Origin of the sequence: Posidoniimonas polymericola (assembly GCF_007859935.1) — a bacterium.
Classification (GTDB): domain Bacteria; phylum Planctomycetota; class Planctomycetia; order Pirellulales; family Lacipirellulaceae; genus Posidoniimonas; species Posidoniimonas polymericola.
Genome location: NZ_SJPO01000001.1, coordinates 789,976 through 812,800, shown reverse-complemented (window position 1 = coordinate 812,800; position 22,825 = coordinate 789,976). Strand labels below are relative to the sequence as shown.

Annotated in this window: 18 protein-coding genes; all 18 read left to right on the top strand. The window is 65.1% G+C overall.

All coding sequences use genetic code 11. From position 1 onward, the window contains the following. The first annotated feature begins 207 nt into the window (after window positions 1-207). The 18 genes from Pla123a_RS03305 (at window position 208) to Pla123a_RS03220 (ending at window position 22,684) form a co-directional block, all read left to right on the top strand. Window positions 208-603, top strand: coding sequence for a thiol-disulfide oxidoreductase DCC family protein (locus Pla123a_RS03305; protein WP_146584092.1), 396 nt, complete (start codon window positions 208-210; stop codon window positions 601-603). 120 nt (window positions 604-723) lie between these two features. Beyond that, window positions 724-1,491, top strand: a complete 768-nt coding sequence (gene hisF, locus Pla123a_RS03300; RefSeq protein WP_146584091.1) for an imidazole glycerol phosphate synthase subunit HisF — start codon at window positions 724-726, stop codon at window positions 1,489-1,491. A gap of 205 nt (window positions 1,492-1,696) precedes the next feature. Beyond that, window positions 1,697-2,929 (top strand): MFS transporter, encoded by a 1,233-nt coding sequence (locus tag Pla123a_RS03295; RefSeq protein ID WP_146584090.1) that lies wholly within the window; start codon window positions 1,697-1,699, stop codon window positions 2,927-2,929. Window positions 2,930-3,148: 219 nt separating this feature from the next. Beyond that, the gene (locus tag Pla123a_RS03290; protein WP_146584089.1) at window positions 3,149-4,297 is read left to right on the top strand and encodes a type IV pilus twitching motility protein PilT; all 1,149 of its coding nucleotides are present in this window, start codon (window positions 3,149-3,151) and stop codon (window positions 4,295-4,297) included. An 11-nt stretch (window positions 4,298-4,308) separates the two neighbouring features. After that, window positions 4,309-6,318, top strand: coding sequence for an ATPase, T2SS/T4P/T4SS family (locus Pla123a_RS03285; protein WP_146584088.1), 2,010 nt, complete (start codon window positions 4,309-4,311; stop codon window positions 6,316-6,318). 62 nt (window positions 6,319-6,380) lie between these two features. Further along, complete coding sequence (locus tag Pla123a_RS03280; protein ID WP_146584087.1) at window positions 6,381-7,016, top strand: CvpA family protein; 636 nt, start codon at window positions 6,381-6,383, stop codon at window positions 7,014-7,016. 25 nt (window positions 7,017-7,041) lie between these two features. Next, a complete protein-coding gene (locus tag Pla123a_RS03275) occupies window positions 7,042-7,791 on the top strand; it encodes a hypothetical protein (RefSeq protein WP_146584086.1) in 750 nt (249 codons plus the stop codon). Between the two features lie 304 nt (window positions 7,792-8,095). After that, window positions 8,096-9,457: an outer membrane beta-barrel protein gene (locus Pla123a_RS03270; protein ID WP_231956308.1), complete on the top strand. Its 1,362-nt coding sequence runs from the start codon at window positions 8,096-8,098 to the stop codon at window positions 9,455-9,457. Window positions 9,458-11,314: 1,857 nt separating this feature from the next. Beyond that, the gene (locus Pla123a_RS03265) at window positions 11,315-12,073 is read left to right on the top strand and encodes a PEP-CTERM sorting domain-containing protein (RefSeq protein WP_146584085.1); all 759 of its coding nucleotides are present in this window, start codon (window positions 11,315-11,317) and stop codon (window positions 12,071-12,073) included. A gap of 265 nt (window positions 12,074-12,338) precedes the next feature. Beyond that, complete coding sequence (locus tag Pla123a_RS03260; protein ID WP_146584084.1) at window positions 12,339-12,974, top strand: PEP-CTERM sorting domain-containing protein; 636 nt, start codon at window positions 12,339-12,341, stop codon at window positions 12,972-12,974. A 270-nt stretch (window positions 12,975-13,244) separates the two neighbouring features. Continuing rightward, on the top strand, window positions 13,245-13,895 hold the full coding sequence (locus Pla123a_RS03255) for a hypothetical protein (RefSeq protein ID WP_146584083.1): 651 nt from the start codon (window positions 13,245-13,247) through the stop codon (window positions 13,893-13,895). A gap of 294 nt (window positions 13,896-14,189) precedes the next feature. Further along, window positions 14,190-14,912, top strand: a complete 723-nt coding sequence (locus tag Pla123a_RS03250; protein WP_146584082.1) for a hypothetical protein — start codon at window positions 14,190-14,192, stop codon at window positions 14,910-14,912. Then, the gene (locus Pla123a_RS03245) at window positions 14,909-15,712 is read left to right on the top strand and encodes a hypothetical protein (protein WP_146584081.1); all 804 of its coding nucleotides are present in this window, start codon (window positions 14,909-14,911) and stop codon (window positions 15,710-15,712) included. The genes Pla123a_RS03250 and Pla123a_RS03245 overlap by 4 nt, the downstream gene beginning before the upstream one ends. A 43-nt stretch (window positions 15,713-15,755) precedes the next feature. After that, complete coding sequence (locus Pla123a_RS03240; protein WP_146584080.1) at window positions 15,756-16,874, top strand: hypothetical protein; 1,119 nt, start codon at window positions 15,756-15,758, stop codon at window positions 16,872-16,874. Window positions 16,875-16,885: 11 nt separating this feature from the next. Continuing rightward, window positions 16,886-17,773: a PEP-CTERM sorting domain-containing protein gene (locus Pla123a_RS03235; protein WP_146584079.1), complete on the top strand. Its 888-nt coding sequence runs from the start codon at window positions 16,886-16,888 to the stop codon at window positions 17,771-17,773. 7 nt (window positions 17,774-17,780) lie between these two features. Next, window positions 17,781-18,662, top strand: coding sequence for a PEP-CTERM sorting domain-containing protein (locus Pla123a_RS03230; RefSeq protein ID WP_146584078.1), 882 nt, complete (start codon window positions 17,781-17,783; stop codon window positions 18,660-18,662). A 7-nt stretch (window positions 18,663-18,669) separates the two neighbouring features. Continuing rightward, window positions 18,670-19,296, top strand: coding sequence for a PEP-CTERM sorting domain-containing protein (locus Pla123a_RS03225; protein ID WP_146584077.1), 627 nt, complete (start codon window positions 18,670-18,672; stop codon window positions 19,294-19,296). 271 nt (window positions 19,297-19,567) lie between these two features. Next, window positions 19,568-22,684 (top strand): multiheme c-type cytochrome, encoded by a 3,117-nt coding sequence (locus Pla123a_RS03220; protein ID WP_146584076.1) that lies wholly within the window; start codon window positions 19,568-19,570, stop codon window positions 22,682-22,684. Window positions 22,685-22,825: the final 141 nt, after the last annotated feature.

The following is a 22,825-nucleotide window of genomic DNA, read 5'->3' as shown; positions in this document are numbered from 1 at the left end:
TCAGTCGATGGGGAGAGGGGCAAGGCGGATCCACCGCCGTGGGCATCGCATGCAACTCGCCCTATCGTAGATCGGGTCGCCGAACGACGCGATCACTTCGGCCCGATTCTCGACCTACTGGTTGCCGCAATCGACGAGGAGCCTGTCCACCGCTGGCGGGCGGGCTACAGTTTATACGGACTCCAATACGGCCGCCCTCAACCTACCATGCAGCACCAACCCGCCACGACTGAGGTCGAAGTCTTCTACGACGGCGACTGCCCGCTCTGCCGGCGGGAGATCGACATGCTGCGTCGCTGGGACAAGCAGGAGAAGATCGAGTTCACCGACATCGCGGCCGCCGGCTTCGACCCCGCGCCGCTGGGCGTCGACATGGCTACGCTGATGGCCGAGATCCACGGCCGCCTGCCCGACGGCAAACTAATCCGTGGCGTCGAGGTGTTCCGGCGGCTGTACGCCGCTACTGGCTGGGGGACAGCGGTCGCGGTGACCCGTTGGCCGGGCGTGCGGCAGCTGCTCGACCTTTCGTACCGCTTCTTCGCCCGCTACCGGCTGAGGCTCACCGGGCGGTGCTCCGCCGGCGAGTGCCAATTGGGCGAGTAGTCGCAGGGCGTGCTGTTTACGCAACGCTGGAAAGTGACCCGGCGGTCACTACCTGCGACCGAGGCCGGGCGAGTAAGATGAGCGACTCCACCCCAGCTGCCTTCGCCCGCCGACGCCAAAATGCTCGCCAAACGCGTTATCCCGTGCCTGGACGTCGACCGTGGTCGCGTCGTGAAGGGGACCAACTTCGTCAACCTGGTCGACGCCGGAGACCCGGTCGAGGTCGCCAAGCGGTACGAGTCCGAGGGCGCCGACGAGCTGGTGTTTCTCGACATCACCGCCAGCCACGAGAGCCGCGACATCACCGCCGACATGGTCCGCCACGTGGCCGAGGTGGTGTTCATGCCGTTCACGGTTGGCGGCGGCATCCGCACCCTCGAGGACGCGCGGCGGCTGATCCAGGCGGGCGCCGAGAAGGTCAGCATCAACTCCGCCGCGGTCAAGACGCCCGAGGTCGTGACCGAGATCGCCCGCGCGTTTGGCAGCTGCGCGACCGTCGTGAACATCGACCCCAAGCGGGTCCAGCGGGACGGCCGCGAGTTCTGGGACGTGCACATCAACGGCGGCCGGCTGCCGACCGGTCTCGAGGCGGTCGCCTGGGCCAAGGAGGTTGAGCGGCTCGGCGCCGGCGAGATCGTGCTCACCTGCATGGACCGCGACGGCACCAAGGACGGCTACGACCTCGAGATCACCCGCGCCGTCAGCGAAGCGGTCGGCATCCCGGTGGTCGCCTCGGGCGGAGCCGGCGGCCCCCAGCACCTGGCTGAGGTGGTCACTGCCGGCAAGGCCGACGCCGCCCTGGCGGCTAGCATTTTCCACTTTGGTGAGTACACCATCGAGGAGACCAAGCGGGTGATGCGGGAGTACGGCGCGCCGGTCCGGCTGTAGGCGACCTCGATTTGGCGCGGCCCGCACATCGCCTGGAACGCGAGCCGCTCCCGGCGGGTTCGCTGTGGAGTCAGGATCGGCTTCCGGCGAACCTTCTACGCCGGCGACCGTCTGTAGGGGGTGCAGTCCGGACCGATGGGGCGCCGGGGCAGATTCGTCCTGGGTACACTATCGACCCCCACCGGCCGGTCCACGGACGACGCCCATGCCCCGCCTGATTGCCCTCTACCGCGAAGCGTACAGCGGCCTGCCCCGCGCGGTCTGGCTGCTGGCTGCGCTGATCTTTGTTAACCGCTGCGGCACGATGGTGCTGCCGTTCCTGGCGATCTACCTCAAGAAGGTGCACGGCGTCGACCCTGCGTTGGCTATCCAGTTCCTGGCGATCTACGGCCTGGGAGGAGTCGCGGGCGCGTACCTTGGGGGGTGGCTCACCGAGCGGGTTGGTGCGATGCGGGTGGTGCTGGGCTCGCTGCTGCTGAGCGCGCCGGCCTACGCCGCGCTGGCGGCCTGCACCCAGACCACGCAGTTCGGCGCGGTGCTGCTGTACCTGAGCATCGCCGCAGAGACCATCCGCCCGGCGATCGCCACCGCGACCTCCGACCACGCCCCGCCTGAGCTGCTGTCGCGGGCGTTCGCGTTGAACCGGCTGGCGATGAACCTGGGGATGTCGATCGGGCCGGCGGTGGGCGGCTACCTGGCGCACGCCGGACTGTGGCCGCTGCTGTTCTCGATTAACGGCGTGTTTGTGCTGTTGTCGGCGGTGGTGACTCTCACGGCCTTCGACCTGTCCGGCCCCGCCGCGGCGACCCCCGAGAGCCCCCGCCGGACTTCGCTAGGCGGCCCATTCGCCGACCGTCCGTTCCTGATGTTCCTGCTGCTGCAGTCGGCCGCTGGGCTGGTGTTCTTCCAGATCATCAGCACGCTGCCGATGTACCTGGCCGAGCAGTACGGCCTGGGCGAGGACCAGATCGGCACGATCTTTGTCGTCAACACGGCGCTGATTGTCGTGTTCGAGATGATCCTGACCGAGAAGCTCCGCCGGCTGCCGCCGCTGCGGGTCGTGGCGGTCGGCACGCTGCTGTTCTGCCTGGGGTTTGGCTGCTCGCCGTTCGGCGGCGGTTTCGCCTGGGCGGTGGCGTTGGCGGTGGTGTGGACCGCCGGCGAGATGCTCAACGCCCCGTTCGGCATGACGCACGTCGCCCGGCGGTCGAGTGGCCGCAACCGAGGGGCCTACATGGGGCTGAACTCGGTGTCGCACGCCACCGCGTTCGTGGGGGCCCCGCTGGTCGGTGGACTCCTGTACCAGATCGACCCGCGGCTGCCGTGGTGGTGCTGCCTGGGGATGGCGGCCCTGCTGCCACCGGCATTCTGGGCGCTGAGCGCCTGGGCGGCGCCGCCCGCCGCCGACCGCCACGGCGAGCCCGGGCAGGCCGCCTGACCCGCCCCGGGGCGGGCCGCGTGGCCGCCCGGGCGGGGACCGCTAGATTCTTCTCCAGGAGGTCCACCTGCCGCCTTCTTCGGTGTATGCTGGGGGTTTCCCGGCACGGGGCACGGCAACGCCCTGCGCGTCGGGCGAAAATTGGGAAGCCCCAACGGCTAGACCAACAGCTACCCCCTAACAGCTACCCCCCAACAGCTACGCAGAGGAGAGCGACCGATGGCGAGTGTCGCCGAGGCCGTCAAGAGCGGACTGATCCCCAACACGGCGGATCTGGAGGTAAACAAGCTGTTCCGCGCCTGCGTCAAGCAGGAGGCTTCGGACCTGCACCTGAAGGTCGGCAAACCGCCGATGATGCGGGTCGGCGGCACGCTGCGGGCGCTCAACTCGCCCGCCATCCGCGACGAGGAGATGCTGCACCTCCTCTACCCGCTGATGAACGACCGCAGCCGCAAGATCTTCGAGCGGGACGGCGGCGCCGACTTCGCCCACACCGTCAACGTCGACGGCGTCGACTGGCGGTTCCGCGTCAACCTGCTGCAGCAGCTCGGCCACATGGGCCTGGTCGCGCGGCGGGTCAACAACTTCATCCCGGACTTCGAGGGCCTGTACCTGCCCGGCTCGGTCGAGCACCTCTGCAAGTTCGACCAGGGCATGGTGCTGCTGGCGGGGGTTACGGGTTCCGGCAAGAGCACGACCATCGGCTCGATGCTCAACTGGATCAACCGGCACTACCGCAAGCACATCCTGACGCTGGAAGACCCGATTGAATTTGTGTTCACCGAGGACAAGTGCCTCGTGAATCAACGCGAAATCGGCCTGGACGTAATCGACTTCGAGATCGGCATGAAGCACGCCGTCCGCCAGGACCCGGACATCATCCTGGTCGGCGAGATGCGTGACAAAGAGACCTTCATGACCGCCATCCACGCGGCCGAAACGGGCCACCTGGTGTTCGGGACGATCCACGCCTCGAGCGCGTCGACCACCATCGGCCGTATCCTCGACCTCTTCCCGCAGGACATGCACCCCGCCCTGCGGAGCGCGATCGCGTTCAACATGAAGGGGATTGTCGCCCAGAAGCTCCTCAAGAGCATCAAGCCGGGCGTCAGCCGGGTGCCGACGGTCGAGATCATGACCTTCACGCCGCTGATCCGCAAACTGGTGCTCGAGGAAGAGGACGCCAAGCTCGGTGACGCCATCCGGATCGGCGCCGAGGACGGCATGCAAAACTTCACCCAAAGCCTCAAGGGCCTGGTCGACGCCGAGCTGATCGACCGCACGGTCGCGATGGAAGTCGCCCCCGATCCCGAGCAATTGAAAATGGCCCTCAAGGGAATCGACGTGTCCCAGGGCGGTATCCTCTGATGAAGCAAGCTGTGCTCCGACTATCCCTCCCCGGGACCCTTGGGGTCCTTGCGCCGGCCGTGCTGGCGATTTTGCTGCTTGGTCCTGCTCATTGTTTCGGACAGGTTGGCCTCGGCGACGTGCTTGGCGCCCAAGCGGCTGGGCAGGAGCTCGAGGGGCAGAACGCTCGGCGGGCGGCCAACGCCGCCGCCGACCAGGGAGCTATTGACGCCCCCGAGGCGCCCGACGCTCCGGAAAACCCAGAGTCGACCGACGCCCCGGTGCCCGTGTCGGGCAACCGCCCCGCGGCGAGCGGCCCGACCTACACCGACTCGGACGGCCTGCAGCGGGGCCGCGCCGAGGGGCTGCAGGACAAGTGGGGCGACTCGCACGCCATGTACCGCGACACCCGGCCGTTTGTGTCGTGGCTCAAGCTGCTGCCGGTGCTGCTGCTGTACCTGATCTGGATCCGCACCTGTGACTGGGTGAACCGGGCGTCACAGATCCATAAGCTGGGCTACGCCCTGTGGAACGGCATCGTCGTGGGCTGCGGGTTGATTGGCCTACTGGTGGTCATCCTGCTGCCAATCTACGCCGCCGGCATCAGCGTCTACGCCCTGCTCGTCCTGGGGCCGTTTATCGCGTTTGCAATCGCCCACAACCGCTCGGTCCAGCAGCACCAGAAGGTCTTCACGAAGGATTGGTGGCAGTACACCATGGCGACCCTGGCGAACAAATTCGGGGCCAAGATCGACGTGGAAAAGAAGGCCGACTACGAGAAGGGCCCGCCGGTCGACCTGATCGCCAAGGGGGGTATAGACGACCGCGCCAACCAGGCCAACCTGATGACCGCCCGGCTCTCGCCAGGCTACGTGCTGGTCAAGGAGCTGATCGCCGACATGACCAAGCGCCGCAGCGACCGCGTGCTGCTCGACTACGGCCAGGAGGCGGTCGGCGTGCGGCACTACATCGACGGCGTCTGGGACGTCGGCGAGCCACGCGACCGCGAGTCCGGCGACGTCATGCTGGCCGTCATGAAGCAGCTCGCCGACATGGACGTCAAAGAGCGGGTCAAGAAGCAGTCCGGCAAGTTCGCCGCCAAGTACAACGGGGCCGATTTTACCTGCCCGATCATCAGCCAGGGCGTCAAGACCGGCGAGCGGGTGATGGTCTCGCTGCAAAGCTCCAACTCGAAGCCGCTGAACTCCTTCGCCGAGCTCGGGATGCGGGACAAGCTGTCCCAGCCGTGGGCCGACGCCCTGCAGCAGAGCGAGGGGCTGCTGCTGGTCTCCGCAATGCCCGAGGGCGGCCTCACCACGCTGGTGGACGTCTCGCTGCTGGAGACCGACCGGCTCATGCGGGACGTGTTCTCGATCGAGGAGAAGTCCGACCCGCAGCGGGAAATCGAGAACATCGCCCCGCACTTCTACGACACAGCGGCCGGCGAATCCCCCGCCACGCTGATGCCCAAGCTGATCCGCAAGTACCCCGACTTCTACATCGTGCGGGACTTCGAGAACCCGGAGTCGGCCAAGGAGCTGATCGAGCAGGCCAACAGCGGCAAGCTGGTGCTCACCACCACCCGTGCAAAGGACGCCCCCGAGGCGATGCTACGGGTGCTGCAGAAGAAGGCCCCGCACAAGGAATTCTGCCAGGCGATCTCGGCGGTCCTCAACACGCGTCTGATCCGGGTGCTCTGCCCCGAGTGCAAGGTCGGCTACGAGCCGGCCCCGGCCCTGCTGCAGAAGCTGAAGATCCCGGCCGCCAAGGCCGAGCGGCTGTACCGCCCGCCGACCGCGGAAGAGCAGAACAAGCCGTGCCCCAAGTGCTCGGGAAGCGGCTACTTCGGCCGCACCGGTTTGTTCGAGCTGCTGATCGTCGACGATCAGGTCCGCGAGGTGCTCCGCAAGCAGCCCAAGCTGGAGAACGTCCGCAAGGCGGCCCGGGACGCCGGCATGCGGACACTCCAGGAAGAGGGCATCCTGCTGATCGTCAAAGGCACGACCTCGCTCAACGAGCTGCAGCGGGTGCTGAAGCAGTAACCCACGGCCCACAGCACGCGTTCCGACTTCCCCCAACCACCCGATCCAACCGCCAGTTCCCCATGTTCATTGCGATTGTCGCCGTTGTCTTCTTCGCCGGGTTCGCGATGACCGTCCGCGAGGGCCTGTGGCACAACCTGCTGCTGCTCTGCCACATGATCCTGGCCAGCGTGGTCGCATTTGGCTTCTACCAGCCGCTAACCGTCTGGGCCGACGAGGCCGCTGGGGGCGAGTACACGTATATTCTTGACCTGATGGTGTTCTGGGGCCTGTTCGCCCTCACAGTGACGGTCCTCAAGACCCTTGGGACCACGCTGTCGCCAGTACAGGTCAAGTTCCTGCACCCGCTGGAGAAGTACGCCGGGCCCGCCTTCGGCCTGTTCTGCGGGCTGACGTTGGCCTCGATCGCGGCGGTCTCGATCCACCTCGCGGCCCTCCCCAAGGACACCATGGGAGGCGCGATCCTCCACGACGGCGGGTCCGCCGATAGCCCGTCGCTGATCACCACCTCGCCTGACTTGGCGTTCCTGGCCGCCGCCGAGATCTTCACCGACCCCAACGGCCTGGGCGACGGTGGCGACTTCGAGCCCGGCCCTTGGGTCGAAGACTACGCCGCCCGCCGCGAGCGGTTTGAGGGCGTGATGGGAGCCGCCAAGGCCGCCTGGGAACTCAAGGTCAAACGCGGGGGAGCCCGCTAGCCGCTGCGGAACAGGCAAGACGCCCATGACCACCGACCACGACGACTTCTCTACGGAAGAGACCTACCGTACCCTCAGCGCCGCCGCGGTGCTGTCGCTGGTGCTGGGGCTGCTCTCGCCTGGGCTGTTCCTCTGGCCGCTGCTGGTTGTCCTGCCCTGCCTGGCGATTGCCACCGCGTTGATCGCGTTGCACCGCATCTCGGTGGCCGACGCCGCCGGCCGCGGGCTGGCCCTCGCCGGACTCGGGCTGGGCGTGATGTGCCTGTCGAGCTGGGGCGGCTACAAGCTGGCCTACGACACGCGGCTGCACGCGCAGGCGGCGCCGACCGCCGAGCTGATGCTCAAGCTCCTCGGCGAGGGCGACAAGCAGAACGCCTTCCTGCTGTCAAAGAACGCCAAAGATCGGCCGGCCGTGGCCGAGTACTTCCTGCAGCCCGAAGCGACCCGCCAGGCCGACGCCGAGCAGGCGGCCACAGGGTCCGACGGCTCCCCGCCGCAAGCGGCGCCCTCGACGCCCGACGCCGATTTGGTGCAGTTCCTGGAGCGTCCCGAGATCCAGCAACTCATCGAGATCGGCCCGTTTGAGTCGATCAAAAGGGTCAGCAGCGGCTCGATCTACTCCTCCAGCAACCGCCGCGCAACGCTCTCTCAGACCTACGAGGTCCGCCCCGAGCAGGGGCCGACCCGGCGGTACATGATCACGCTCGACCGGACCTCGGTCGGCTCGGCCCCACCTGTCTGGCGGGTGATCGGCGTCGGTCTCGACGAGGGCTAGCACGCCCAGGGGCCGAATCTTGGCCCGCGTTGCTCGCCCGCCGCCCACCGCCCCCCCGTCCTCGGGTGGGCAGGTCGCCGCAGCCCGCAAGGTTTGCCAAAACGGGGCTGTTTGGGCCCGTTTTTCTCCAGGATGCCCCTTCTGCGAATGCATCACCAGCGAACGGGACGTCGATAGTTCCTGCGAGGCGGTCAGAAATGGGCGACGGAACGTAGGCAGTTTGCCGCCGAGCCGTCGTTAGTATCCCCCTAGTTGCTGGCAGGATGAACCTGCCGCGTGATAGTTCCGAAGAAGGAGTCTGAAGGTGAACACTGCGAAATGGACGATGGGCGTAGCCCTGATCGCCCTTAGCGCATCCCCGGCGATGGCGCAAACGGCGATTCAAACGGCGTTTAACTACAGCGGATGCTGTGAGGAACCGAGCTGCGGCTGCGACGAGCCGAGCTGCTGTGCGGAGCCGAGCTGCGGCTGCGACGACGGCTGCGGTGAGGACTGCTGCGACCCGTGCGGCTGCGGGAGCACCTGCGGCGGCTTCGACTGCTGCCTGCTGGGCGACTGCTGCCTGGGCGACCCCTGCACCCTCAGCTCCCACGTGCTGGGTGACTGTGCGTGCTGGGACTTCGGTGGCTGGACCGAGTTGGGCTACAACTCCAACAACGTCCGCCTGTCGCAGAACCGTGGCGACGTGCTCGCCTTCGGCGACACCCCGGACCAGCTGAACCTCAACCAGCAGTGGATGTGGTTCGAGAAGGTTGCCGACGGCTCGTGCGGCCTCGACTGGGGTTTCCGCTTCGACGTCATGTACGGCACCGACGCGTCGAAGACCGTTGCGTTCGGCAACGACAGCGCCCGCTGGGACACCTCGACCGGCTTCCAGCACGGCGTCTACGGCTGGGCCATGCCCCAGGCGTACCTCGAGTTGGCCGCGGGTGACTTCAGCGTCATCGCCGGTCACTTCTACACGCTGATTGGCTACGAAGTGGTTACCGCTCCGGATAACTTCTTCTTCACCCACTCGCTGACGATGTTCAACAGCGAGCCGTTCACCCACACCGGTGTGCTCGGAACCTACAGCGGCATCGACGGCGTCACCGTGTACGGTGGTTGGACCCTCGGCTGGGACACTGGCTTCGACCAGTACAACCAGAACGGCGCCTCGGGATCGAGCTTCCTGGGCGGCTTCAGTGCGGACCTGATGGACGACGTTGCCTTCACCTACATCTGCACCGCTGGCGACTTCGGCCTGCGGTCGGACGCCACCACCTACGGCGGCGCCGCGGGTGTGGTCGACGGCAGCGCCTACAGCCACAGCCTGGTGTTTGACGTCACGCTGAGCGACAACCTGAACTACGTCGCCCAGAGCGACATGGTCAGCGTCCGCAACGGCGTCGGTCACGACCAGGTTGGCATCAACCAGTACCTGTTCTACACCCTCAACGACTGCGTCGCCGTCGGCGGCCGCATGGAGTGGTGGAAGAGCGACGGCGAGAGCTACAGCGAGCTCACCGCGGGCATCAATTACAAGGCTCACGCCAACGTGATTGTCCGCCCCGAAGTCCGCTGGGACTGGGCCGCGTCGGACGCCGGCGCCCAGGCGCTGGGCTTCGCCGACGAGGGTGACTACAACAGCACCTCGTTCAACGTTGACGCCATCCTGACCTTCTAATACTGGCCCCCAAAGGGCTACCGTTAGACCCCTTCACCCCCCGATCGCCCCCGCGGCGATCGGGGGTTTTTTGTTGCGCGGTCGCTAAGCCGGCCGCATTCTAGAGAAGGCGTTGAACGCTAGAACTGTGGAACAGGACCCGGCCGCCGCGACCACGCCCAAGAGAATGCCCAGCGCCTAGCGCGCTCCAACCGGCGCCCACGAAAAAAGCCCGCCCCATCGCGGCGATGGGACGGGCTTGAGAGCCAGATTTTCTTATTCGTCAGGGTCTTGATTTCTAGTCCTGCACGCCGGGGCGTCGGACCGCCATCTCAAGCATCGGTCGGCTCTATGCCATCCGCCCTGCTGGGCCTGATCGAGTCGGCTTATCGGGGCGTTAGACGCCACCCCGCCGATCCTCAATCCTGTCTGGGGAGTCACGACAAACGCTCGCGTGGCGCCGGGCGTCCCGTGCGTGCCCGAATGGCGTATCGCACGAGTCATCGGAACCAGTCGTCGCTGTAATCGTGTTCTCCTTTCTCATTTCGTGGTGACGAAATCGCTGGGCGAGCGACCCTGCCCGCCCCACCATTCTGCCGGCCGTCAGACGTCTCTGTGGCCCGCGTGTCGACAAGTGTTGGTTTAGCAAAAGGCCGTCGGCGATTGCAAAGCTTTTTGCCCCATTCTGAACCCTCAACTGCTTTTTAATCCGCTCGGCGTTCGTGTCGCGCCGGTTGTAGCGAAACTACGACGCCAGCGAGCGCCAACCCGAGTGAAGCGTCCCGAATCCACCACGCCACCAGCCACCGCACACCACTCGCAAGGCCCGCCAACGGCGTCTCTTAACTGCTCAAACAAGCGCAGCCACCCAACGCCACCACAACGCAGCGACTCAACGGCATTGAGAGACGAGCGCGAGACGTTCACACGCGCCGCTCACGAAAGCGCCTACAGACTCAGCTTTTCCGCCGCCTGCGCGCCTACTCGCGTTACAAACCTCGATCAAAACCGGCCCTACTCGCAGCGGCTCCGCCCTGTCCGTTCGCCGTCGCTACGCTCGGAACCCGTGTGCCCCCGCGAACCGTCGCTCCAATGCACGACTCTCGCCTCTTCTCTCTCTTCTTCCCTGCTGCGGCCCAGTGCCGCGCTTCGTAGCAGCCCGGCCCCGGAACGTCCCAGACAAAGTCCAAGGCCCCGCAATTGCCGCCCAGGACAGCCGTGCCCAGCGCAAATCGCGTGCCCGAGCAAACGCCAAAGAACAACAACGCCCGCGGCGATTCGGCAGACGTTTCAAGAACGCCCAAACGCCCCTGCTTCGCGACACAAAAGCCAGCCCCGCCGCTCGCGACCGCGGACTCATCGCCAACGGGTGAGACTATTCGCCTCAGCGGTAGCGCTACAAACGCGGCTATTTTCCGAGGATTTATGCACTCGTGGCCACATTTCGCGCCTGGCCCACCACCGCTCACGCAAACGCGCAAAAACCCCCGAACCCTCCGAAAACTGCTTGACACCCTATCTGACCGCTCGCATAATGCGGTCCGTTGAGCCGGTTTCTACTCATTGCAGGGGTTTTTGGGGCTTCCTGCAAAGCAAGTGGAGCCAACTTTTCAAGACAACCTGGCATCAGCTATCCGCCAGCGGGCAAACCGGTGGAAGAAATTCCGCGGAATCGAATTTACTAAATTTCGCTTCCAATTCCTCGACAAGGGGATACCTGGTTGGTCATACTGATGGGGCATGCGTGCTGGTTGACTTGAGGCTCTCCGAGACAATTGGAAGGGGCGCCGAAAAGACGCGTTGAGCACTTATCGCAAAGTTCGGCAACTCTGTGGAATTAAACTCGTTTCTCTAGATAAGTGGGTGGAGAAAACTCAGATGTCCTTCAAGAAGATTTCCCTGGCGGCCGTAGCTGCCCTATGCCTGCCGGCCGCCCAAGCCTTTGCAGTCCCGTCGCTCTCGCTGATTGACAACGGCGGTGGCTCGGCCACCCTGCAGGTCACGCTCGACGCCGCTGGCGCCATCGGGGCCGAGATCTCCCTCGAGGCCACCGGGGGCCTGACGCTCACCGCTGCCTCGATCGCCGACGCGGTTGCCTTCGACGAAGCCAACCCCGGCGACAACCCGTTCATCGCTGGCAGCCCGGTCGGTGGTGACGCCGTCGGCCTCGACCTGACCGACATTGCCAGCGGCATGGTGTTCGCTTCCTTCGGTGGCCCCGGCACCGCGGCCGGCACCTACAACTTCCTCGACCTCACCTACACCGGCACCGGTGCCCTCGACGCCGAAGGCTATGTGGCCCAGCTCGGCGTGCTCGGCGACCTGCTGACCGCCCCGACCCTGAATATCGGTGGTGGTTTGGTCGGCGACACCAACGACGACGGCGTGGTCAACACGCTTGACATTGACCCGTTCGTGCAGGCCCTAACCGACCCGGCCGGCTACGATGCCATCTACCCCGGCATCCGCGTTGATCGTGCCGACACCAACTTCGACCTGGCGGTCAACACGCTTGACATCGACCCGTTCGTGGCTCTGATCACCGGTGGCGCCGCCACTGCCGCTCCGGAGCCCGCCGCTACGATGCTGCTGCTGACCGGCTTGGTTGGCTTGGCCCGTGGCCGCCGTCGCTGCTAAATTGAAACAACCTGAGTGAGGCTTCGGAAGCAACGCTCAATCCATCGTAAATTCTCAACCAATTCTGACTTGTTTGAAATGTTTGACCAACCGAAGCAACTCCGCTTCCTTTGGCAGGCATGCATCTTGGAGAGCTAATGTAGCAGGGTGTGCTTCAGCGAGCGGCCAATCGCTTAAGCAACAAGCACCTTTGTTCAGCAGGCCAAACACCTAAGATTTAGTTTCGATTTTTCAAACAAGAATATCAGATACCGGAGTCAACCCTATGAAGAGCTTCTTTGCACTACTGATCGTCGCCGCTTTTGCCGCCAATGCCTCGGCTGTAAGCATTTTCCTCGGCACCAGCGCTACGGACCCGTCGGCCACTGATCTGCCCGAAATGAGGATTGGCGACACCGCCGAGCTGTACATCTGGATTACCCCAGATGCCGGCACCAAGATCAACGGCGCCTCGTTCGACATCCTCGCCGATCCGGGTGGAGTTGTTGGCGCCACCGACATCAGCGTTCTGAACCCCAACGTATTCGGCGTGCCGGCTTGGCAGGGCTCGGTGAAGTTGGGTGACCTTGGCTCGGACACCATGCTTGTCAATGGCACGCTGGCTGTCGCTGTTACCTCCCAGGGCATCAACCAGCAGCTCAACGGCTTCGGCGCCGACCCGCGTAACTTTGCCGGCAGCTGGAACTACGGTTCGCTGTCGATTGAGGCTCTCGCCGGTGGTACGACTAACCTTTACGCCGCCGCCAACGCCACCAACCCGTTCACGGTTGAAGGCCAGGGCGGTGTACAGTTCGATGCCCCGACCTTCGCGGTCAACGTGGTTGGCATCCCCGAGCCGGCCACCATGGGCCTGGCCGGCCTGGCCATCGCCGGCGTCCTCGGCTTCCGCCGTCGTCGCTAAGCGATCGCCGCTCTCGCGAGCGGAACTAAGCTGAAACCTACAAAGAGCCCCTGACTTGTCAGGGGCTCTTTTTTTGTTTGCTAGCCGGTGCGGCTAGCACTATAACGAAGGGCGTAAGTATCTCGCTCTCGTTCGATCGCCGACGCAACAGGCATCGCTCGGTGAAGCCACAAACGCTAGCGATCGCCGTCGGCAGGATTCTCGCCCTTCCAACGGCATGGCAGGAACTTTCCTGTGCTCTTCAGCCTATTGCACCGAGGATCCGTCGCTATGAAAAGCTTTGCCGTTTTGCTGCTTGCTGCTGCCTGGACCGCAAACGCCTCGGCGGTCAGCATCTTCCTAAGCACCAGCGCGACGGACCCGTCGGCCACGCGTCCCATGGACCTCTCTACTGTCGGCTTCCCCTTTGATCCGATCGAGCTGTTTATCTGGATTACCCCCGATCCCGGCGCCAAGATCAACGGCGCCTCGTTCGACATCGTCACAACCCATCCTGACAAGATCCAGGCGACAGCGATCAGCGTCAACAATCCACTTATCTTTGGCACGCCCGCATGGCAAGGCGCCATTAAGCCGGGCGATTTGAACACCAATGGCCACCTGGTGGATGGAACGTTGGCGGTCGCTGTTACCTCGCAAGGCATCAACGCCCAGCTGGATAGTTTAGGGTTAGACTCGCGGAATTTCGGTGGCAGTTGGAACTACGGCTCGCTGACTATTGACGTTCGCGACCCCAGGGCGCTTGAGCTGTATGAGTTGTACGCCGCCCCTAACGCCGTAAATCCGTTCACCGTCGAGGGGCAAGGCGCAGTGCCGTTCGAAGCACCGCGTTTCCTTGTCTATCTGTCGCCGGAGCCAGCCGCAGCAGCCCTCGCCTGCCTAGCCGTCACCGGCGCCCTCGGCTTCCGCCGACGTCCGTAACGTGCCGTAGCTTGCTAAGCAACGCCGTTGTTAGGGGCGCCTATTTGTTTGTGGGGCGATGCGGCTACTACTATAACCTAGGTAGGCCTACCCTTGGCTCTGCCATTCGCGTGGCCCCGAGCGGCTGGGCGATTGCGACCCGCAAGCCATTCAAGCTCGGCGTTCCTCTGCCCGATTTGCGTAGCGAGTTGTTCTATGAATAAGCTGCTAAGAAAGTCTGGTTTGCCGGTGGGGCTCTTGATGAGCCTGGGAGCCATCGTGGCTGGTACTCGTTGCTCTGCGGCGCCCTCTCTGATGCTCAACATTGACAACTTCGATGAGGTCATTGTCCAGGTCGTGCTCGATGCGCCCGGCGCGATCGGCGTTGAGGTCACCGTCCAAGCGGCCGATGGGCTCTCTTTGCTGAGCGCTACGATTGCCGACACGGTGGCGTTCGACACACCCAACCCCGGCGACAACCCGTTCCTACCCGGCAGCCCCATCGGCGGCGACTCGACGGGCCTGTGGACCGACCTAGAGAATGGCCAAGTCTTCGCTTCCTTTGGCGGCCCAGGCACCGCCGCCGGCGTTTATGATCTACTCACTCTGAACGTGCTGTACGCTGGTTCTGGCGGCGTCGATGTCGCAGGCTACGTCGCGCAGAACGGGACACTGGGACCACTCCTCTCTGACTTCAGATACATAATCTTTGACATCGTCGGCGATGTTAATGACGACGGGTTGCTCAACACCCTCGACATCGACCCATTTGTGCTGGCCCTGACGGACCCCCTTGCGTATGACGCGATCTACCCTGGTATCCGCGTCGAGCGTGCCGACGTCAACTTCGACCTGCAGGTCAATACGCTCGACATCGATCCGTTTGTCGCGCTGCTGACCGGCGGAGCGTCGGCCGCCCGGGCGCCGGAGCCCGCCTCACTACTAATCGCTGCCGGATCGCTGGCGGTTGGAAGCGTCCCACGCCCGCGTCGCCGGAAGCTACTAGCGTCGAGTACCCTTCGGAAGTTGCATCTATGAGAAGCCTGTTATTTTCGATTGTTGCGTTGGTGTGCCTGGCCCCCACAGCGGTGGCGGTCCCTAGCCTATCGGTTGTCGACTACGGCAATGGGACGGCCGGCGTGCAGGTTGTGCTCGACGCGCCCGGCGCGATTGGCGTCGAGGTAGCCGTGGAGTTCACGCACGGGCTGACGCTCACCAGCGCCCAGATTAGCGACACGGTTGCGTTCGACACCCCCAACCCAGGCGACAACCCGTTCCTGCCAGGCAGCCCTATCGGCGGCGATACGACCGGCTTGTGGACCGAACTCGAGAACGGGCATGTGTTTGCCTCGTTTGGCGGTCCTGGCCTGGCGGCCGGCGTCTACGAACTCTTGACCCTCGGCTACGAGAACTCTGGTGGATTACAGGCAGAGGGCTATGTCGCCCAGAATGGAGTGCTCGGCGATCTCCTATTGGACAGTTTCGGCGCGCCTCCAATGGGCATCGTCGGCGACACCAACGACGATGGCTTCGTCTCCACGCTCGACATCGACCCCTTCGTGCTCGCCCTGACGAACCCCGCAGCGTACGACGCGATGTACCCCGGCATCCGAGTCGAGCGGGCTGATATCAACATGGATCTTGTGGTCAACACACTCGATATCCAGTTTTTTGTGCAGGTGATTACCGGCGCCGGGGTCGCGGCGACGCCAGAGCCCGCTAGCTTGGCGATTGCTGGCGCCCTGGGGGGTGCTTGGCGGCCTTGCCCGGCCCGGCCGGTACGAACGGTAACAGGTGGGGAGTCCCCGTTGCGCGACGGGGTAGTTCCGGCCTATTAGGGTAGCGCTCTGCATTTCGCTGCCTCCCCGTGGATGACGTCCTGTGGAAAAACTCTGCTCCGCGACTGCACTTACCTCCTCTTTGCACGGTTTGATGGCACTGCAGCGACGCCAGGCTTGGTGCGTGCTCGCGGCACTTGCATTAGCCGGCCCGGCTTCGGCCGTGAATATCTTCCTCAGCAGCAGCGGCTCCGATCCCTACGCGACGGACGGCCTGACGCTGGCGCCGCGCGAGTCGGCCGAGCTCTTCGTGTGGATCCAGCCCGACGCCGGCGCCAGGATCAACGGGGCGGCGTTCGACATTGCCTCGGACAACTCCCTATTGTCGGCTACCGCCTTCGACGTGCTGAACCCCGAGGTGCTCGGTCAGCCCCGGTGGCAGGGCTCCAAGGGCCCTTCGCCCGGCAAGACGAATCGCAACTGGAATCTGGTCGACGGCTCGGTCGCGGTCGCGGTCACCTCCTCCGGCCTCGACGCGGCCCTCGTCGGCAGCGGCTGGGACCCGTATGAAGTCGACGGCGCCTTTCTGCACGGCACACTTACGATCGAGGCAGGCGACCTCGGCGGGACTACCAGGGTTTTTGCCGCCCCCAGCAAGCGTAATCCGCTCACGGTACGCGGCCTGGGAGTCACCCCCTTTGACGCCCCCGCATTTGTTGTCGAGGTTACCGGCCCGACTGACCCGAGAGTCGGTCTGCCGACCACGTCGCCGGCCTCTCCCGCTGATCTGGCCCTCGACTCATCGCAGTCGACGGCGCCTGTCGACGAGCCCGTCCTCGATGCGCCCACCTCGACAGTGTCCCCCCCAGAAGATGCTAGGGTGGTCGATCCGACTCTCGACCTGCTCGTTGATAATCTCGTCACGATCGCCCCCCCCAATCGAGTGATCGATTTGCCGCCGGGGACCATCCAAGCGGTCACCGATGCCATCGCCATAGACAGTGTTTTCTACGTCTCTACCCAGTTGGCCTATGACGGCGAGCCTCGTCTTGACGCCGACTTTCAATCGCTCGTGCGTACTACTTTCTCTAGCTACTCTGTTGGCAACCTGGCCGGGCACGTCAGTCCATCGGGCAGAATCCCTGAGCCATCGGCGGTAGGATTGGGTATACTGGCAATTGCGGCATCTCGCCGACTTCTAGTACGGACGAATCGCTGGTAAGGAATGGATTAATGAAAGGGCTCATCGCGGCGTTCGTTGTCTTTACATGGGCTACCCAAGCCCTGGCGCTCAGCGTGTTCCTCAGCAGCAGCGCGACCGACCCGGGTGCGGTCGACCCGCTGATCATGCCGCTCAACAGCACGGCCGACCTCTACGTCTGGATCCGACCTGACGCGGGCACGCAGATCACGACCGCGGCGATGGATATCGGCACGTCGTACGGTTGGGCTCTCGAAGTCGCCGGGTTTGAGATCGAAACCCCCGATGTGTTAGGCACTTCCGTATGGCAGGGTGGCGTGCAGGACGGCGTGGTGGACGGGTATTGGCGGCTCGTCGATGATTCGGTAGCCCTCGCTGGCGGCGGCGTCGGAATCGACGCCAGCCTAATCGGCAGCGGCCAAGACCCGCGCGAATTCGACGGGGCGTTCCTGCACGGCGTGTTGTCGGTGCAATCGTCTAACTGGTCCGTGCAATCCAATGTGTACCCCGCGACCGCGGGCCTCCCGTTTGTTGTCGACGGCGCAGAGGTTCTGCAGTTTCAAAGGGACGGTTTGACCGTTTGCACCGGCGCGTGCGTAGCTCCGCCACTTCTGGGCGACACCAACCTCGACGGAGTATTCAACACCATCGATATCGACCCGTTCGTCCAAACTCTGACGGCGCCGGCAGTGTGGAAAGCAGCCCACCCCGGCGTGCCGATGGAAGCCGTGGCCGACATGAATGAAGATGGCGTTGTTAATACCCTGGATATTGCCAAGTGGACTGAAGGGTTCGTCTACGGAGAATCGCCCGTCGCCACGTCGTCGGCGCCCGAGCCCGCCACGATAGCCTTGTCAGCACTCGCCATCGCCGGCGCCGCTTGCCTCTGCCGGCGACGTTCGCATTCTCGCCACAGGTAAGAATTGTATGAAGCCCCTCGTTGCGTCGTTTCTGATTGTCCTCTGCACCGCAGCGACAGCGCCCGCCCTTTCTGTGTTCCTCAGCAGCAGCGCAACCGACCCCAGCGCTGTCGATCCGCTGATTGTGCCGGAGAACAGCACGGCCGACCTATACGTCTGGATCCGCCCCGACGCCGGGACCAAGATCACGACCGCGGCGTTCGATCTCTTCGCAGGGCCATGGGGCGGACTGACGGCTACTGGCTTCCAGGTTCAGAACCCCGTCGTCGAGGGCGCCGCCGCCTGGCAGGGCGGGATTCAATCGGGCGACCTGCCAATCTATGGTTCTCACATTGTGGATGGTTCGATCTCGGTTGCGGGTGACTCTCTCGGCATTGACGCCTCGCTGATCGGCACGGGCCTGGACTCCCGCGAGGTCGATGGCGCGTTTCTGCACGGAGTACTCTCGCTCGAGACCAATTCCTGGCATGCAGAATCCGTGATCACCGCCCTCCCCTCCGAAGCTGCGTTCGTTGTGGACGGCCAAGAGACCACCTCCTTCGATAACCCGACGTTCGAAATCTGTACCGTGGAGTGCGTTGCGGGCTGGATGAAGGGCGACACAAATATCGACGGAGTATTTAATACCCTCGATATTGACCCGTTCGTCCAAACGCTGACGGCCCCGGAGGATTGGAAATCAAGCCACCCTGGCGTTCCGATGGAAGCAGTTGCAGACTTCAACCTCGACGGCAAGGTCAACACTCTCGACATTGACCCGTTTGTCACCATCCCCGACCACGGCGTGCGTCGTATGGCGCCGGAGCCCGCCACATTCGCCTTGTCAGCACTCGCCATCGCCGGCGCCGGAGGCCTATGCCGGCGACGTTCGACGTCTGGCCACAGGTAAGAATTGCATGAAGCCCCTCGTTGCGTCGTTTCTGATTGCCCTCTGCACCGCAGCGACAGCGCCCGCCGTCACCGTGTTCCTCGGCAGCAGCCCTACCGATCCTACGGCCACCGGTCCGCTTACGATGGGAGTTGGTGACACCGCTGAGCTGTACATCTGGGTCACGCGCGTCGCTGGAATAAAGGTCACTGGCGCCTCGTTCGACATCGTCGCGACGCCTAACGGCACGCTCCAGGCGACAGACATCAGCATCGCCAACCCAGTTGTGTTTGGGCGACCCGCGTGGGATGGCATCAAGCAGGGCGATCTCAACACCAACGGCCACCTCGTCGACGGATCGTTGGCGGTCGCTGTAATTTCGTTTGGCCTCGGCATAAACCTCGAAGGCTTTTACCGCGACCCCCGCAATTTTGGCGCCAACTTAAACCACGGCGTCCTCTCGATTGAGGCACTGGCGCCCGGCACCACCTCGGTCTACGCTGCCCCCAATGCCGTCAACCCGTTTACGGTTTGGGGTCAGGGCGCGGTGGCGTTTGACGCGCCGGCCTTCTCGATCACCGTCACCCCCGAGCCCGCCACAGCGGGCCTGGCCGGATTGGCGCTCGCCGCCCTCGGCTCGCGCCGCCGCCGGTAGGCAATCGCCGCAGAGCAACCAACCGACCCAACGAGCCGCCGACTTTCGGGGGCTCTTGCTGTTGGCGCCCCGCTTTGTCCGGTAACCCGAAGTCAAACCTTGCGGGTGGCGGCCTCTGTGCTGTCGTGAGGTGAAATGGGGGGCGGTGGGTGGGTGAAAGCTCGATGTTGGTTCTGGATGCGCTGCTCGCGTGGAGTGATAGCATTGCATCGATTGCCGGCCCCCGCAGCGGGGTCGAACCCGCACCGCAAACGCAGGCAAGGAAGCCCCGTTGGCGACACCCCGCCCGAACTCGTCCCCGCCGATCCTGGTAGGCCTGCTCGTCGCAGCCGGCCTGCTGGTGGGCGCCCGCGCGGTGCAGCTCGCCTCGCGTGACCTGGCTCGGCCGGCGCAGCCCGACACGACGGCCGCGGTCGCTCCAACGATGGCCGCCGAACCAACCTCGGTTGCGGCAGCATCTGCCTCTGCTCCACCGACTAGCCGCCCCTCTATCGCTTCTGCTCCCACTCCGGCCGAGTCTCCTGCCCCAACGGTCCGCCGGCTGCCGCCCGACCCGGAGCTCCGGGCGATGATCGGCGCCGCGTGTCCCCACGCGCTCGACCTGTTCGACCGCGAAGGCCTGGCGCCGCCGCCGGTCGCCAGCCAGCAAACCGACGCGATGCCGAGCCCGCAACGCGAACCGATCCGCGTCGCGATGCGCGCGACCGAGCAGCCGGTTCGCTCGCTGCGTGTCGCCCAGAACACGGACCGCGGCGATTGGCTGGTGCCACCGGGCGACTGGTTCGTGCCCGAGGACAAGGAGGCTAACGGCGGGGCGGCCGCCGAGCCGGCCGCCGACAAAGCTCCCGCCGAGTCTTCTGCGGGAGCACCGGTGGAGGCCCCCAACGACGGGCCCGCCGTGACCATCGCGCCGCCGGCTGCCCAACCACCTGCTACCGCCCCGTTGGCGGCAACTCCCCCTGACCCAGATGCGCTGGAGGCCGACGCGATTGAACTCGCCCCGCCTGCCACCGCCGAGCCTCGCAACAATCAGCCGCCGGCCGCCCCCGGGCCCACCAAGATCGCCGAGTCCCCCGCTCCGGCCGGGGGGTCCGCGGAACCGCCCGCCGCCCCCAGCGTCGACTCGCGGCTGTGGACTCCCGACGCCATCGAGGGGCCGGACTTGGGCTTCGGCGGCGAGCCCGCGTCGCCCTCGGACGCCGGACCGCCGGTCGTGCCCAAACCGACCCCACCCACCAAGCCCGAACCGCCGACGCGTCCCGCGCCTTCGATTGAGCGGAGCGAGCAGCCCCTGCCACCGCAGCAACCGTCGGCGCCACCGGTCGCTCCCGCAAAGCCGGGTCGGTCGCTGTTCGACGCGCCGCGATCGGCTCTGCCGGCGCCAATAAAGCAGCCCATAGAGCAACCGGCGAAGCAGCCCGAGGGGATGCCGCAGCGGTCCCAGCGGGCGGTCGATCCGCTCCCGCAGCCGAGCAAGCCCGTCGAAGTGGTTCCCAAGCCGGCGCAGCCGCAACCAACTCAGCAACGCGCGGCGGCGCCGCGGCGCGTCATGAGCAGCGATGGCGGTGGGATGCAGCCGCGTGAGCAGCGGCCGATTACTCCGGAGCCGGTGTTCGCGGCGCCGGCGCCCAGGCTGCCTGCTGCCGCGTCGGCTAGCGGCGCCGCCCACGGAGCGCCGCACTCGGTCCCCTCGGCCGCCGGCGGCGCGGCGACCGACAGCAAGCTGAGCTCGATCGGGGCCCACCGCGAGCTGTTCGCCAAGAACTGCTACCCGTCGGCCCAGGAGTGCGGCGAGTGCCACAAGCAGCTGTACGACGAGTGGCGGGTGTCGAGCCACGCGTACGCGTTTGTCTCGCCGATGTTCCAGAAGTTCGAGCAGAAGATCACCGACCTCAGCCAGGGCACGGTGGGCTACTTCTGCTACCGCTGCCACTCGCCGGTCGGCACCGCACTGGGCGAGAACCGCGCGACCCCGCTGTGGGAAATGCCGAAGGTCGCCCGCGAGGGCGTGACCTGCATCGCCTGCCACCGCATCAACGAGCGTTACACCAAGGCGAACGGCGAGCGGCGGATCGTGCCGGGCGACATCTACGCGCCCGTGTACGGCGGCATTGGCGGCGACGGCGTGGCGGCGGCGATCGCCAAGGCGGACCACTACAAGGTGAAGACCTCGCCCGACCAGAAGGGCGCGGGGCAGCCGATCCACCTCGAGGGCCGGTACTTCGACCAGCTCTCCAAGGCCGAGTTCTGCACCTCGTGCCACCAGGTGGCGGTGCACCCCGGCATCAAGCTCGAGGTGGTGTGGGAGCAGTATCGCCAGTCGCCCGCGTGCAAGAAGGGCGTCACGTGCCAGGACTGCCACATGGGCCTGAAGCCGGGCGAGGCCTCGGGCTACGAGATCGGCCCCATCGCCGAGGTCGGCGGCAAGGCCGTCAACAAGCAGCGCAAGCACGCCAACCACATGTTCTACGGGCCGAACTACTCGATCAGCCACCCCGGCGTGTTCCCCCACAACAAGGACGCCGAGCGGTGGACGATGCAGCAGTGGCTGAAGTTCAACTGGCGGGCCGGCTGGGGCACTGACGACTTTGAGGACGCGCTGGACGACGGCAAGCTGGTCGCGCACTTCCCGCCGGAGTGGCAGGAGGCCGACGACCGCTTCGACGCCCGCGAGGTGATCGACGACAACCTCAAGGCGCTCGAGAAGAAGAACGCGAAGCGCCGCGAGATCATGACGGACCACATGCACGTCGCCGGCCCTTACTTCAAGCACGAGCCGGCCCGCGGGGCCCCGATCCGCCTGTACTACGACGTCACCAACCTCAACGAGGGGCACAACGTGCTGACCGCATCGCTCGGCGCGCAGCCGCAATTGTGGGCCAACGTGGTGCTGATCGGCCCGAACGGCGACCGCCTCTGGGAGTCGGGCTACACCGACTCCGACGGCGACCTGTGCGACATCCACTCGCGCGACGTGCAGCTCAACCGGGCGCCGTTCGACCACCAGTTGTTCAACCTGCAGACGATGTTCCTGATCACCGGCGCCACCGGCACCGACCGCGAGATGCCGCTGCCGGTCAACGTCGACATCGACCAGCTGCCGTTCCTCCGCCCCGGCGCCAACCCGATCACGACGATGAATCACCCGCCGTTCATCCGCATGGAGAGCCGCTCGATCGCCCCACTCGGCACGAAACGCGTGCACTACAAGATCCCCAAAGAGCTGATCCAGGCGCCCGGCAAGTACCGCTTGTCGTTCCGCCTTCGGAACCGCATCGAGCCAATCTGGTTCATGCGTTTCTGCGAGGCGACCGACGACATGGTCCGGATGATGAACGAAGGAATCTTGGACATGCACCACCGGTCGGTTGAGTTCTATGTGAGGTAACAGTGGGCTTAGTACAGAGCAATGCCGCAAAGCGGCGAGCACTAACCTCCCTCCCCCACGGGGGGAGGGATTGAGGGAGGGGGTCGGGCCGCAAAACATGATGTCCCTCCCCTGACTATCAAACGAGCACAAGGCCAGTAC